We start from the raw sequence: 13,623 nt of genomic DNA on the forward strand, positions 1-13,623 counted from the left end.
GGCCGGGCTCCCCGTTGCCGGCGTCAGCGCAAGGCCGCGTTCAACTGGTCGACCAGTTCGGCCCAGTCCGCATCCTCGCCCAGTTCCTCGCGCAGGAAGGCGGCCTGCGCCGGAGTCCAGAAAGGCGCGTCGGCCAGTTCCACATCTTCCGGCAGCGGGCGGTGGGTGGTGATGAAGCGCGTGATCGCCGCGGCGTCGCCGGGCAGTCCGAGCTGGGCGAAGAGATCGCTGAACGCGTGGTTGGAGGTTTCCATGCCGGTTTCTCCTCGGAAGGCGGAATTTCTGGTGTCCGATTTCACCATAGCGCACCCCGGCAGAGGTGGCGGGGCCGCCGTTTCAGTCTGCGGCCAGCGCTGCCAGGCGGTCGACGCCCACCGGTTCCACGGCCTGCAGCGGCACCAGGGCGAGGCGGCGGGCGTGTTCGCGGCGCACCGTGTCGATCTGCGCCAGCTCGGCGGCGGCGCGGCGGGCGAGCAGGGGGCTCGCGGGCTGGGCGGCGGCCAGGCTGTTGTTGATGATCCATGCCCAGGGCTCGATGCCGGCGCGGCGCAGATCGTGCTGCAGGCGCGCGGCCTCCAGCACCGGGGTGGTTTCGGCCAGGGTGACGATCAGCACCCGGGTGCGTGCGGGATCCCGCAACTGCATCATCGGCGTGGTGTAGTGGGCCACGCCGCTCTTGTCCATGTGGCGCACCATCTCGCGGTGGTAGGCGCCGGCGGCGTCGAGCAGCAGCAGGGTGTGGCCGGTGGGCGCGGTGTCCATGACCACGAAGCTGCGTCCGGCTTCGCGGATGATGCGGGAGAAGGCCTGGAACACGGCGATCTCCTCGGTGCACGGTGAGCGCAGATCCTCTTCCAGCAGCGCGCGGCCCTGCTCATCCAGATCCCCGCCCCTGGTGGCCAGCACCTCGGCCCGGTAGCGCTCGGTTTCCGCGTGCGGGTCGATGCGGCTCACGGTGAGCGCATCCAGGCTGCCTTCCAGGGTCTCGGCGAGATGGGCGGCCGGGTCGGAGGTGGTCAGGTGTACGGCCAGGCCGCGGCGGGCGAATTCCACCGCGACGGCGGCGGCCAGCGTGGTCTTGCCCACGCCGCCCTTGCCCATCAGCATCACCAGGCCGTGGCCGGCGGCGGCGATGTCGTCCACCAGCGCCGCGAGGCGCGGCAGGCCGTCGGCTGCCGCAGGGGCGGGCGCCGGCGGCGCGGCTTCGCCGGATTCCCCGGCGAGCAGCGCGCGCAGTGACGGCAGCCCGACGAGGTTGTAGGGCTTGAGCGCCACCCGGTCGCAGGGCAGCGCCGCCAGCGCGGCGGGCAGGGCGGCGAGCGCATCCGCCTCGCGCGCGGCGATGGCCGCGGCCAGCGGGTCGGCGCCGGCCTCCGTGTCCGGCAGCACACCGTTGACGACGAGGTATTGGCGGCCGAGGCCGAGGGCGGCCAGTTCCTCATGGGTGCGCGCCACCTCCCGCAGGGTGGAGGCCTGGGCGCGCGCCACCAGCACCAGCCGGGTGCGTGCCGGGTCGGCCAGCGCGTCCACGGCGGCGCGGTACTTCCGCCGCTGCTTGTCCAGCCCGGCCAGGGGCCCCAGGCAGGAGGCGCCGTTGTCGCTGCTTTCCAGAAAGCCGCTCCACGCGCCGGGCAGTTGCAGCAGCCGTATGGTGTGGCCCGTGGGCGCGGTGTCGAACACGATGTGCTCGAAGTCGGCGAGCAGGGCCTGGTCGGTCAGGAGGCCGGTGAATTCGTCGAAGGCGGCGATCTCGGTGGTGCAGGCGCCGGAGAGCTGTTCCTCGATGCCGCGCACCACGTCGTCCGGCAGCACGCCGCGCACGGGGCCGACGATGCGCTCGCGGTAGGCCCCGGCGGCGGCCTCCGGATCGATCTCCAATGCGGTCAGGCCGGGCACCGCGGCGATCGGCACCAGCGCGTTGCCGATCTCCTGGCCGAATACCTGGCCGACGTTGGAGGCCGGGTCGGTGCTCACCAGCAGCACGCGCCGTCCCGCATCGGCGAGGCGCACCGCGCCGGCGCAGGCGAGGGAGGTCTTGCCCACGCCGCCCTTGCCGGTGAAGAACAGGAAGCGCGGCGGCTGGTCGAGGAAGCGCATCGCGGTCTCTGGTCGGGTTCAGCAGCAACCGCCGCAGCAGGTACTGCCTTCGCCCCTGGGTTGCAGGGTGGGCAGGCCGGCCCAGCGCGCCAGTTCGGTACGGCTGGGGTAGCGGCCGGCCAGCGCCACTTCGCCATCCACCAGCACCAGCGGCAGGGCGTCCTGGCCGGAGCGTTCGAGGAAACCCCTGACCACGGCGTTGTCGGCAAAGGCGAGCGGCTGTTGGGCGAGGTTGAAGCGTTCGACCGGCAGACCCTGCTGCCGAGCCCAGTCGAGGTCGGCGGCGGCGGTGACCAGGGCCTGGCCCACCTCGGTGCCGCACACGCCGGTGCTGCAGCACAGGGCGGGGTCGAAGATCTGGATGGTTTTCATGGTGGGGATTCCTTTCAGGTCAGGGCAGCAGGGTGCCGATGCGGGCCAGTTCGGCCTTGAAGGCGGCGGGGTCGCGCCGCGCCAGGTCGGCGGGCAGGGCGAGGAAGGCTTCGATGCGGGCGCGCAGGATGCGGTAGGCGCGCTCGAAGGCGGCGTCGATCTCGGCATCCGTGCCGGTGGCCTTGGCCGGGTCGTCCACGCCCCAGTGCGTGCGCGGCACCGGCGCGAGATACACCGGGCAGGCTTCGCCGGCCGCGCCCGCGCACACGGTGACGACCACGTCCGGCGCGGCGGGCAGCTCGTCCCACGACTTGCTGCGGCAGCCCTCGGCGGGGATGCCTTTCCGCGCCAGCAGCGCCAGCGAACGCGGATGCACGTAACCCGTGGGCCGGCTGCCGGCGCTCGTGGCGCGCATGCCGGCCGGGGCGAGGGCGTTGAAGGTGGCCTCGGCGAGGATGGAACGGCAGGAGTTGCCGGTACAGAGGAAGAGGATGTTCATGCCTTGCAGCTTCCGTCGTGTTTGCAGGCGAGCCTGGGCAGGAAGGCGTCCACCCCCGGCACTTCGGCGCGCAGGCCGGCGCATTCTTCCGGGTTGCCGCCGCAACAGTTGGCGGTGAGGTAGGCGATGGTGTCCAGCATCAGCGGGATGTTGGCGCGGTAGCGCTGGAAGCGCCCTTCCTGCTCCACGGTGACCAGCCCGGCGGCGAGCAGGGCCTTGAGGTGGAAGGACAGGTTGGTGGGCGGTACGTCCAGCGCCGTGGCGATCTCGCCGGCGACCCGGCCCGGACTGCCTGCCTGCACCAGCAGGCGGAACACGTCCAGGCGGACGCCGGAGGAGAGGGCTTCGAAGACCTGCAGGACGGCGGTTTTTTCCATGGCGGCAAGAAACGCTTTGACATTTCAATAAAAGTTGAATGATTGTGAGCGTGCCGTCGGGCGGTGTCAACGCGTCACGCCGCGTACGGCGGAACGATGCCGGGCGTCGAGCGCCGCCTTCAGAACCGGGCCGAATCCGGTCATCATGCCGTCATCGGCATCGTGATACCGATGGACGGCCGCCGCGATGGCGGCGGCAGCGCACGCATCGTGCGCCGGGCGAGACGGGGGAGGTCGGACATGGGCAGGCACATCGCAATCATCCAGGGGCATCCCGACCCGGGCGGCGGGCGCTACTGCCACGCGCTCGCCGCGGCCTATGCGGACGGGGCGCGGAGTGCCGGCCATCGCGTAGACCTCGTCGACGTGGCGCGGCTCGACTTTCCGCTGCTGCGCACCAAGGAGGATTTCGAGCACGGCGCCGCGCCGCCGTCCGTGGCCGTGGCGCAGGCCGCCATGGCTGCGGCCGACCACCTGATCCTGGTCTATCCGCTGTGGCTGGGCGACATGCCGGCACTGCTGAAGGCCTTCCTGGAGCAGAGCTTCCGCCCCGGTTTCGCCTTCGGTCCCCAGCAGCCCGACGGCAAGCGCGAGGGCGGCGGCCTGCGCGGCAAGTCGGCCCGCATCGTGGTGACGATGGGCATGCCCGCGTTCGCCTACCGCTGGCTCTACGGCGCGCATTCGGTGAAGAGCCTGAGCCGCAACGTGCTGGGTTTCTCCGGCATGCGCCCGGTGCGCGTGTTGCTGGTCGGCACGGTCGAGGCCCGCCCCGCGGCCCGCCAGCGCTGGCTGGTGCGCATGGAAGGGTTCGGACGGCGGGCGCAATGAGGGCGGCGATTTGCCGTCCGCCCGGCCGGCCCTTATAATTCGCGGGTTTTACCGACTGGAACTTCGCGTGGCCGACAAGCTCGTTGCCGGAAACTGGAAGATGCATGGCAGCCTGGCGGCCAATGCGGCACTGCTGGGCGGGCTGGCGTCGGCCGGCGAGTTGGGGGTGTCGTGCGCGGTCTGCGTGCCGTACCCTTACCTGGCGCAGGCGCGCCAGTGCCTGGAGGCTGCGTCGATCGTGCTGGGGGCTCAGGACGTCAGCGAGTTCGCCGCGGGGGCCTACACCGGCGAGGTCAGCGGGGCGATGCTGGCCGAGTTCGGCTGCCGCTACGCCATCGTCGGCCATTCCGAACGCCGCGCGCTGTTCGGCGAGGACGACGCCACGGTCGGGCGCAAGGCGGCCGCGGCGCTGGCGGCGGAGCTGGTGCCCATCGTCTGTGTCGGCGAGACGCTCGCCGAGCGGGACGCCGGTGCCACGCTCGCGGTGATTCGCCGCCAGCTCGATGCGGTGGCCGCGGTGCTCGGCGGCGCGGCACTCGCGCGTGTGGTGCTGGCCTACGAGCCGGTGTGGGCGATCGGTACCGGTCGCTCCGCGACGCCGGTCCAGGTCGGTGAGGTGCATGGGGCGATCCGCGCCTGGCTGGGCGAGCGCTGCGCGCAGGCGGCGGCCGTGCCCATCCTGTACGGCGGCAGCGTCAAGCCGGACAATGCGGCGGAGCTTTTTGCGGTCAAGGATGTCGACGGCGGGCTGGTCGGAGGTGCCTCGCTCGTCGCGGAAGATTTTCTCGCCATTTGCCGCGCGGCGGCGAAGGCGCAAACCTGAAACATATTCGCAAGGTCAGTGATGAACAGCTTTATTTTTTCCCTGGTGCTCACGATTCACGTCATCGTCGGTCTGGCCGTGATCGGTCTGGTGCTGATGCAGCATGGCAAGGGGGCCGACATGGGGGCGGCGTTCGGCAGCGGCGCTTCCGGCAGCCTGTTCGGATCGTCCGGTTCGGCCAATTTCCTGAGCCGCACGACGGGCGTGCTGGCGACCGTTTTCTTCATCACCAGCCTGGGGCTCTCCTACATCGCCGGGAACCAGCCGGCGGCGCCGACGAGCGTGATGGAAGGGGCGGTGCCGGCCGTTGCGCCGGCGACCGGGGAGGTGCCCGCAAACGGCCAATCCACGCCGGATTCGCGCTCACAGGCGATCCCCGAATAGTCTATAAACGAAGTTTGCGCACCGAGGAAAAACCCGTATAATCCCGGTGCTGTAACAAGACGTGCCGACGTGGTGAAATTGGTAGACACGCCATCTTGAGGGGGTGGTGGCGAAAGCCGTGTGAGTTCGAGTCTCACCGTCGGCACCAGAATTCGGAGGCGCCCGCGCAAAGCGGGCGTTTCCACGCAGAGCGGTATAAAAAAACAACGAACTCATTTAAGAAACGGGGGTTGTTTCGCAATGCTGGATAATTATTTTCCCGTTCTGGTCTTCATTCTCGTGGGCCTGGGTTTCGGCATTGTTCCCATCCTGCTGGGCCGCATCCTGGGGCCCCACCGCCCGGACAGCGCAAAGCTGTCACCCTATGAGTGCGGCTTCGAGGCGTTTGAAGACGCCCGCATGAAGTTCGACGTCCGCTACTACCTGATCGCCATCCTTTTCATTCTCTTCGATCTGGAGATCGCCTTCCTCTTTCCGTGGGCGGCCGTGTTCCAGGAATTCATCGCGGCCGGCGAGCACGTGTGGTTCGTGTTCGGCTCGGTCATGGTTTTTCTCGCCGTGCTGGTGATCGGCTACATCGTCGAGTGGAAGAACGGCGCACTCGACTGGGAGTAATGCATGAGTATCGAAGGCGTCTTCCGCGAGGGTTTCGTCACCACCTCGCTCGATGCGGTGATCAACTGGACGCGCACCGGTTCGCTGTGGCCGGTGACGTTCGGCTTGGCCTGTTGTGCGGTCGAGATGATGCACTCGGGCATGTCGCGTTACGACCTCGACCGTTTCGGCATCATCTTCCGCGCCAGCCCGCGGCAGTCCGACCTGATGATCGTCGCCGGCACGCTGTGCAACAAGATGGCACCCGCGCTGCGCAAGGTGTACGACCAGATGCCCGAGCCCCGCTGGGTGATTTCCATGGGCTCCTGTGCCAACGGCGGCGGCTACTACCACTATTCCTATTCGGTCGTGCGCGGCTGCGACCGCATCGTGCCGGTGGACGTCTACGTGCCGGGCTGTCCGCCCACGGCCGAGGCGCTGCTCTACGGCATCTTCCAGTTGCAGAACAAGATCAAGCGCACCAACACCATTGCGCGCTGACAACAGGTAGGCAAAGTCCATGAGTGCCAAACTGGAAAGACTGGCCCAGACGCTGCGCGAGATCCTCGGCGACACGCTGCAGAGCCTGGTGAATGATCGCGGTGAAGTCACCATCGAGGTGGCCGCGGCCGATTACCTGCGGGTGGCGCAGACGCTGCGCGATCATGCCGACCTGCGTTTCGAGCAACTGATCGACGTGTCGGGGCTGGATTACGCTGCCTACGGCAACGGCGCGCACGAAGGCAGGCCGAAGCGCTTCGCTGCCGCGGCCCATCTGCTGTCGATCAAGCACAACTGGCGCCTGCGCCTGCGTGCCTTCGCCGACGACGATGCCTTTCCGGTGCTCGATTCGCTGGTCGGCGTGTGGCCTTCGGCCAACTGGTACGAGCGCGAGACTTTCGACCTCTACGGCATCATGTTCAGCGGCCATCCGGACCTGCGCCGCATCCTCACCGACTACGGCTTCGTCGGCCACCCGTTCCGCAAGGATTTCCCGGTATCCGGCCACGTCGAGATGCGCTACGACCCGGAAGCCGGCCGCGTGGTGTACCAGCCGGTGACCATCGAGCCGCGCGAGAACACCCCGCGCATCGTGCGCGAAGAGAACTACGGGGACGTCGGCCATGGCTGAGATCCGCAACTACACGATCAACTTCGGCCCGCAGCACCCCGCGGCCCACGGCGTGCTGCGCCTGGTGCTGGAACTGGACGGCGAGGTCGTCGAACGCGCCGACCCGCACATCGGCCTGCTCCACCGCGGTACCGAGAAGCTCGCCGAGACCCGCACCTGGGTACAGTCCGTGCCCTACATGGACCGCCTCGACTACGTGTCCATGATGTGCAACGAGCATGCGTACTGTATGGCCATCGAGCGCCTGCTGGGCCTCGAAGTGCCGCTGCGTGCGCAGTACATCCGGGTGATGTTCGACGAAATCACCCGCATCCTGAATCATCTGATGGGCATCGGCAGCCACGGGCTGGACATCGGTGCGATGACCATCATCCTCTACACCTTCCGCGAGCGCGAAGACCTGATGGACGTCTATGAGGCGGTGTCCGGCGCGCGCATGCATGCGGCCTACTACCGTCCGGGCGGCGTCTACCGCGACCTGCCCGAGCGCATGCCGCAGTACGAGGTCAACCGCTTCAAGAACGAGAAGACCGTGCGTGAACTGAATGCCGCGCGCGGTGGTTCGCTGCTGGATTTTCTCGAGGATTTCACCGAGCGTTTCCCGGGCTATTGCGACGAGTACGAAACCTTGCTGAGCGACAACCGCATCTGGAAGCAGCGCACGGTCGGCATCGGCGTGGTGTCGCCCGAAGAGGCGCTGGAGCGCGGCTTCTCCGGCCCCATGCTGCGCGGCTCCGGCATCGCCTGGGATTTGCGCAAGAAGCAGCCCTACGAGGTCTATGACCGGGTCGATTTCGACGTGCCGGTGGGCAAGAACGGCGACTGCTACGACCGCTACCTGTGCCGCATGGAAGAGATGCGCCAGTCCAACCGCATCATCAAGCAGTGCATCGAGTGGCTGCGTGCGAACCCGGGGCCGGTGATCACCGACAACCACAAGGTCGCCCCGCCGCCGCGGGAGCAGATGAAGGCCAACATGGAAGAGCTGATCCACCATTTCAAGCTCTTCACCGAAGGCATCCACGTGCCGGCCGGCGAAGTGTACGCCGCGATCGAGCACCCCAAGGGCGAGTTCGGCGTGTATGCGGTGTCCGACGGCGCCAACAAGCCCTACCGCCTGAAGCTGCGCGCCCCGGGGTTCGCGCACTTAGCGGCGATGGACGAACTATCGCGCGGCCACATGATCGCCGACGTGGTGGCGATCATCGGCACGATGGACATCGTGTTCGGCGAGATCGACCGCTAGCGCGGGGCAGGCGAGGGAAGGATGGCGGCCCCGCCGACGGACGGGGCAGACGGGAACAGGCAGGCTGACGGGAAGACGAGTACGCAATGCTGAGCCAGGAATCACTCCAACAGATCGATCGCGAGATCGCCAAGTATCCGCCGGACCAGAAACAGTCCGCGGTGATGTCGGCCCTGCGCATCGCCCAGGTCGAAAAGGGCTGGCTGGCCAACGAGACCATCGAGTTCGTCGCCGGCTACCTCGGCATGCCGGCCATCGCCGTCTATGAGGTGGCGAGCTTCTACAACATGTACGACCTGCATCCGGTCGGGCGCCACAAGATCACCGTGTGCACCAACCTGCCCTGTGCCCTGTCCGGCGGCGTGCATGTGGCCGAGTACCTGAAGGAAAAGCTCGGTATCGACTTCAACGAGACCACGCCCGACGGCAAGTTCACGCTGAAGGAAGGCGAGTGCATGGGCGCCTGTGGCGACGCCCCGGTGCTGCTGCACAACAACCACCGCATGTGCAGTTGGATGACCCGCGAAAAGATCGACCAGATGCTGGCCGAACTGGATGGCAAATGAGCACGCAAGGCATGATCCTCGCCGGCTGTGACGGCGACCGCACCTGGCGGCTCCAGGACTACGTCGCCCGCGGAGGCTACTCGGCGCTGAGGAAGATCGTCGCCGACAAGACCCCGCAGGACAACATCATCGCCGAGCTGAAGGCCTCGGTGCTGCGCGGGCGCGGCGGCGCGGGCTTCCCGACCGGCCTGAAGTGGAGCTTCATGCCGCGTTCCTTCCCGGGTGACAAGTACCTGGCGTGCAACTCGGACGAGGGCGAGCCGGGCACCTTCAAGGACCGGGACATCCTGCGCTACAACCCCCATGCGGTCATCGAGGGCATGGCCATCGCCGCCTACGCCATGGGCGCGGCGCGCGGCTACAACTACATCCACGGCGAGATCTTCGAGATCTACCAGCGCTTCGAGGAAGCCCTGGCGGAGGCGCGCGAAGCCAAGCTGATCGGCCGCAACATCCTCGGCTCGGACTTCTCCTTCGAGCTTTTCGCCCACCACGGCTACGGCGCCTACATCTGCGGCGAAGAAACCGCGCTGCTGGAATCCATCGAGGGCAAGAAGGGCCAGCCGCGCTTCAAGCCGCCTTTCCCGGCCAGCTACGGCCTGTACGGCAAGCCCACCACCATCAACAACACCGAGACCTTCGCCTCGGTGCCCTTCATCCTGAACATGGGCGGCGAGGCCTTCCTGAACCTCGGCAAGCCCAACAACGGCGGCATGAAACTGTTCTCGGTGTCCGGCCACGTCAATCGCCCGGGCAACTACGAGATTCCGCTCGGCACGCCGTTCTCCGAACTGCTGGAGATGGCCGGCGGCGTGCGCGGCGGGCGCAAGCTGAAGGCGGTGATCCCGGGCGGCTCCTCCGCCCCGGTGCTGCCCGCGGACGTCATCATGGGCTGCACCATGGACTACGACTCGATCTCCAAGGCGGGGTCGATGCTCGGTTCCGGCGCGGTCATCGTCATGGACGAGACCACCTGCATGGTCAAGGCGCTGGAGCGCCTGTCCTACTTCTACTACGAGGAATCCTGCGGCCAATGCACGCCGTGCCGCGAAGGCACCGGCTGGCTGTACAAGGTCGTCCATCGCATCGAGCACGGCGAAGGCCGGCCGGACGACCTGGACCTGCTGAATTCGGTCACCGGCAACATCATGGGCCGCACCATCTGTGCCCTGGGCGACGCCGCCTCCATGCCGGTGCAGAGCTTCATCAAGCACTTCGCCTCCGAGTTCGAGTACCACATCGAAAACAAGAAATGCCTCGTGCCGCCCGAAGTGCAGCACGCCGGCAGCAACATCTACGTGAGCCCGTCATGCTAGAAATCGAAATCGACGGCCAGCAGGTATCGGTTGAGGACGGCAGCACCGTGATGGATGCCGCCCACCAGGCCGGCATCTACATTCCGCACTTCTGCTACCACAAGAAGCTGTCCATCGCGGCCAACTGCCGCATGTGCCTGGTGCAGGTGGAAAAGGCGCCCAAGCCGCTGCCGGCCTGTGCCACGCCGGTGACCGCCGGCATGAAGGTGTGGACCCATTCCGAGGCCGCGGTGAAGGCGCAGAAGGGGGTGATGGAGTTCCTGCTCATCAACCACCCGCTGGACTGCCCCATCTGCGACCAGGGCGGCGAATGCCAGCTCCAGGATTTGGCCGTGGGCTACGGCGGCGTGGCCTCGCGCTACCAGGAAGAAAAGCGCGTGGTGTTCAACAAGAACCTCGGCTCGCTCGTCTCCACCGACATGACCCGGTGCATCAACTGCACCCGCTGCGTGCGCTTCACTGTCGAGATCGCCGGCGAGATGGAACTGGGCCAGGCTTTCCGCGGCGAGCACGCGGAGATCATGCCCTTCATCGAGAAGACGGTGGATTCCGAGCTCTCCGGCAACATCATCGACCTGTGCCCGGTGGGCGCGCTCACCTCCAAGCCCTTCCGCTTCTCCGCCCGCACCTGGGAAATGTCGCGCCGCCGCTCGGTGAGCCCGCACGATTCCCTGGGCGCCAACCTGATCGTGCAGACCAAGCACGACGTGGTGAAGCGCGTGCTGCCGCTGGAGAACGAAGAGCTCAACGAATGCTGGCTGTCCGACAAGGACCGCTTCTCCTATGAAGGCCTCAACAGCGACGAGCGCCTGACCACCCCGCTGATCAAGCAGGACGGCGAGTGGAAGGCGGTGGACTGGCAGGCCGCCCTCGAATTCGCCGCCAGCGGCCTGCGCGGCATCGCGAAGGACTATGGTCCGGCGGCCATCGGCGCGCTGGGTTCGCCCCACGCCACCGTGGAAGAACTTCATCTGCTGCAGAAGCTTGCCCGCGGGCTGGGCTCCGGCAACGTGGATTTCCGCCTGCGCCAGACCGATTTCCGCGCCGACGCGGGCCGTGCCGGTGCGCCCTGGCTGGGCATGAAGGTCGCCGAGACGGGCGAGCTGGACCGCCTGCTGGTGGTGGGCAGCTTCCTGCGCAAGGACCATCCGCTCCTCGCCCAGCGCGTGCGCCAGGCCACCAAGCGCGGCCTGCTGGTCAGCGTGGTGGGCCCGAACGCCGAGGAGTGGCTGCTGCCGGTGCGCGCCCGCGCCCTGGTCGCGCCCTCGGCCCTGGTGGATACGCTGGCCCAGATCGTCGTCGCGCTGGCGGCGGAGAAGGGCGTGGCCATCGATGAACGCCTGAGCGGGTTTCCCGCGCAGGCCGGCGACGACGCGCGCGCCATCGCCGCCAGCCTCGCCTCCGGCCGCAAGGTCGCGGTGTGGCTGGGCAACCTGGCGGTACAGGACCAGCGTGCGGCCGAGCTGCAACTGCTCGCCAACGAAATCGCCCGTCTGGCCGGCGGCACGGCCGGCGTGATCGGCGAGGCGGCCAACAGCGTAGGCGGCTATCTCGCCGGCGCGGTGCCGTCCGCCGACGGCCTCGATGCCCGCCAGCAGATCGAACAACCCCGCAAGGCCTACGTGCTGCTGGGCGCCGAGCCCGAGCTGGACTTCGCCGATCCGGCCGCGACCGTGGCCGCCCTGGGCGGCGCCCAACTGGTGGTGGCGCTGTCGGCCTTCGTCTCGCCCAGCCTGCGCGAGGTGGCCGACGTGCTGCTGCCGGTCGCGCCCTTCGCCGAGACCTCCGGCACCTTCGTCAATGCGGAAGGCCGCGCCCAGAGCTTCGTCGCCGTGGCGCGTCCCCAGGGAGACACCCGCCCGGCGTGGAAGGTACTGCGCGTGCTGGGCAACGTGCTGGAGCTGGCCGGCTTCGACTACAACGATTCGGAAGCGGTGCGCGACGAGGCCCTCGCGGGCGACATCGCCGCGCGCCTGGACAACCGTGTCGACGGCGTCGCGCTGTCGGCGGTCGCCGCCCCGGCGGGTGCCCTGGAACGTGTCGCCGACGTGCCCATCCACTTCGCCGACCCGCTGGTGCGCCGTGCGCCCGCGCTGCAGCGCACGCGAGACGCAGCCGCCCCGGTGGCGCGCGCGAGCCGCGCCACGCTGGCCGCGCTGGGCTTGGCCGGCGGTGAGCGCGTGCGCCTGGCGCAGGGCGCGGCCCGCGCCGAACTGACGATCGTCGCCGACGACAAGCTGGCCGACGGCTGCGTGCGCGTGGCCGCGGCCCATCCGGACACCGCGACCCTCGGCGCGTTGAGCGGCGCAATCAGCGTGGAGCGTATCTGATGGAAGCAATGCTGGAACCGGTGGCGCAGTTCTTCGGCCCGACCTGGCCGCTGGTGTGGACCCTGGTCAAGATCGTCGCCATCCTCATCCCGCTGATGACCTGCGTGGCCTACATGACGTACGCCGAACGCAAGGTGATCGGCGCCATGCAGGTGCGCAAGGGCCCCAACGTGGTGGGGCCGCTGGGCCTGCTGCAGCCGATCGCGGATGCGCTCAAGCTGCTGTTCAAGGAAGTGATCGTGCCCAGCGGGGCGAACAAGGGGCTGTACATCATCGGCCCCATCCTCGCCCTGGCGCCGTCGCTCGCCGCGTGGTCGGTGGTGCCGTTCGGCGACGGGCTGGTGCTGGCCGACGTCAATGCGGGCCTGCTGTTCCTGCTCGCGATCATCTCGCTCGAAATCTACGGGGTGATCATCGCCGGCTGGGCGTCCAATTCCAAATATGCCTTCATCGGCGCCATGCGCGCCTCCGCGCAGATGGTGTCCTACGAAGTGTCGATGGGCTTCGCGCTGATCTGCGTGCTGATGATCTCCGCCAGCCTCAATCTCACCGACATCGTGACCTCCCAGGGCAGCGGGCGCTTCCACGACATGGGCCTGGGCTTCCTGTCGTGGAACTGGCTGCCGCTGCTGCCGATGTTCGTGGTGTATCTGGTGTCGGGCATCGCCGAAACCAACCGCGCACCCTTCGACGTGGTGGAAGGCGAGGCGGAAGTGGTGGCCGGCCACATGGTGGAATACTCCGGCATGGCCTTCGCGCTGTTCTTCCTGGCCGAATACGCCAACATGATCCTGGTCTCCATCCTGACCTCGATCCTGTTCCTCGGCGGCTGGCTCTCGCCGGTGGGCTTCCTGCCCGACGGCTTCCACTGGCTGGCACTGAAGACCGCGGCCATCCTGTTCGTCTTCCTGTGGGTGCGCGCCACCTTCCCGCGCTTCCGCTACGACCAGGTGATGCGCCTGGGCTGGAAGGTGTTCATTCCCGTCACCCTGATATGGGTGGTTGTCGTGGCGGTGTGGATGATTTCCCCGCTGTCGATCTGGAGGTGATAGGAAAGAT

General features: G+C 67.9%; 16 protein-coding genes and 1 tRNA gene. 12 read left to right on the top strand and 5 right to left on the bottom strand.

Going from position 1 to position 13,623, the window contains the following annotated elements:
• Positions 1–23: 23 nt before the first annotated feature.
• From E6O51_RS06175 to E6O51_RS06195, 5 genes are all read right to left on the bottom strand, one after another.
• Positions 24–254 (bottom strand): DUF2789 domain-containing protein, encoded by a 231-nt coding sequence (locus tag E6O51_RS06175; protein WP_136384105.1) that lies wholly within the window; start codon positions 252–254, stop codon positions 24–26.
• Between the two features lie 82 nt (positions 255–336).
• Positions 337–2,097, bottom strand: a complete 1,761-nt coding sequence (arsA, locus tag E6O51_RS06180) for an arsenical pump-driving ATPase (protein ID WP_136384106.1) — start codon at positions 2,095–2,097, stop codon at positions 337–339.
• Positions 2,098–2,115: 18 nt separating this feature from the next.
• Positions 2,116–2,469 carry an arsenite efflux transporter metallochaperone ArsD gene (gene arsD / locus E6O51_RS06185; protein ID WP_136384107.1) on the bottom strand — a complete coding sequence of 118 codons (354 nt, stop codon included), beginning with the start codon at positions 2,467–2,469 and terminating at the stop codon, positions 2,116–2,118.
• Between the two features lie 19 nt (positions 2,470–2,488).
• The gene (locus tag E6O51_RS06190; protein WP_136384108.1) at positions 2,489–2,968 is read right to left on the bottom strand and encodes an arsenate reductase ArsC; all 480 of its coding nucleotides are present in this window, start codon (positions 2,966–2,968) and stop codon (positions 2,489–2,491) included.
• Positions 2,965–3,345 (bottom strand): ArsR/SmtB family transcription factor, encoded by a 381-nt coding sequence (locus E6O51_RS06195; protein ID WP_136384109.1) that lies wholly within the window; start codon positions 3,343–3,345, stop codon positions 2,965–2,967. Before E6O51_RS06195 ends, E6O51_RS06190 begins: the two co-directional genes overlap by 4 nt.
• A gap of 240 nt (positions 3,346–3,585) precedes the next feature.
• Here E6O51_RS06195 and E6O51_RS06200 point away from each other — a divergent pair, with 240 nt between their 5' ends.
• The 12 genes from E6O51_RS06200 to nuoH all read left to right on the top strand — a co-directional run bounded on the left by E6O51_RS06200 (position 3,586) and on the right by nuoH (position 13,613).
• Positions 3,586–4,173, top strand: a complete 588-nt coding sequence (locus E6O51_RS06200; RefSeq protein ID WP_136384110.1) for an NAD(P)H-dependent oxidoreductase — start codon at positions 3,586–3,588, stop codon at positions 4,171–4,173.
• Positions 4,174–4,240: 67 nt separating this feature from the next.
• Complete coding sequence (tpiA, locus tag E6O51_RS06205) at positions 4,241–4,996, top strand: triose-phosphate isomerase (protein WP_136384111.1); 756 nt, start codon at positions 4,241–4,243, stop codon at positions 4,994–4,996.
• A gap of 21 nt (positions 4,997–5,017) precedes the next feature.
• Positions 5,018–5,380: a preprotein translocase subunit SecG gene (gene secG / locus E6O51_RS06210; RefSeq protein WP_136384112.1), complete on the top strand. Its 363-nt coding sequence runs from the start codon at positions 5,018–5,020 to the stop codon at positions 5,378–5,380.
• A gap of 63 nt (positions 5,381–5,443) precedes the next feature.
• A tRNA-Leu gene (locus E6O51_RS06215) sits at positions 5,444–5,528 on the top strand.
• A gap of 92 nt (positions 5,529–5,620) precedes the next feature.
• Entirely contained in the window at positions 5,621–5,995 is a 375-nt protein-coding gene (gene ndhC, locus E6O51_RS06220; protein WP_136384113.1) for an NADH-quinone oxidoreductase subunit A, read from the top strand.
• A 3-nt stretch (positions 5,996–5,998) separates the two neighbouring features.
• Positions 5,999–6,475, top strand: a complete 477-nt coding sequence (locus E6O51_RS06225) for a NuoB/complex I 20 kDa subunit family protein (RefSeq protein WP_136384114.1) — start codon at positions 5,999–6,001, stop codon at positions 6,473–6,475.
• Between the two features lie 19 nt (positions 6,476–6,494).
• Complete coding sequence (locus tag E6O51_RS06230; protein WP_136384115.1) at positions 6,495–7,106, top strand: NADH-quinone oxidoreductase subunit C; 612 nt, start codon at positions 6,495–6,497, stop codon at positions 7,104–7,106.
• Positions 7,099–8,352 carry an NADH-quinone oxidoreductase subunit D gene (locus E6O51_RS06235; RefSeq protein ID WP_136384116.1) on the top strand — a complete coding sequence of 418 codons (1,254 nt, stop codon included), beginning with the start codon at positions 7,099–7,101 and terminating at the stop codon, positions 8,350–8,352. Before E6O51_RS06230 ends, E6O51_RS06235 begins: the two co-directional genes overlap by 8 nt.
• A gap of 86 nt (positions 8,353–8,438) precedes the next feature.
• Complete coding sequence (nuoE, locus tag E6O51_RS06240) at positions 8,439–8,918, top strand: NADH-quinone oxidoreductase subunit NuoE (RefSeq protein WP_136384117.1); 480 nt, start codon at positions 8,439–8,441, stop codon at positions 8,916–8,918.
• Between the two features lie 11 nt (positions 8,919–8,929).
• On the top strand, positions 8,930–10,234 hold the full coding sequence (gene nuoF, locus E6O51_RS06245) for an NADH-quinone oxidoreductase subunit NuoF (protein WP_136384317.1): 1,305 nt from the start codon (positions 8,930–8,932) through the stop codon (positions 10,232–10,234).
• Complete coding sequence (gene nuoG, locus E6O51_RS06250) at positions 10,228–12,564, top strand: NADH-quinone oxidoreductase subunit NuoG (RefSeq protein ID WP_136384118.1); 2,337 nt, start codon at positions 10,228–10,230, stop codon at positions 12,562–12,564. The genes nuoF and nuoG overlap by 7 nt, the downstream gene beginning before the upstream one ends.
• On the top strand, positions 12,564–13,613 hold the full coding sequence (gene nuoH, locus E6O51_RS06255; RefSeq protein WP_136384119.1) for an NADH-quinone oxidoreductase subunit NuoH: 1,050 nt from the start codon (positions 12,564–12,566) through the stop codon (positions 13,611–13,613). Before nuoG ends, nuoH begins: the two co-directional genes overlap by 1 nt.
• Positions 13,614–13,623 lie beyond the last annotated feature (10 nt).

Source organism: Pseudothauera rhizosphaerae (assembly GCF_004801305.1).
Lineage (GTDB): Bacteria > Pseudomonadota > Gammaproteobacteria > Burkholderiales > Rhodocyclaceae > Pseudothauera > Pseudothauera rhizosphaerae.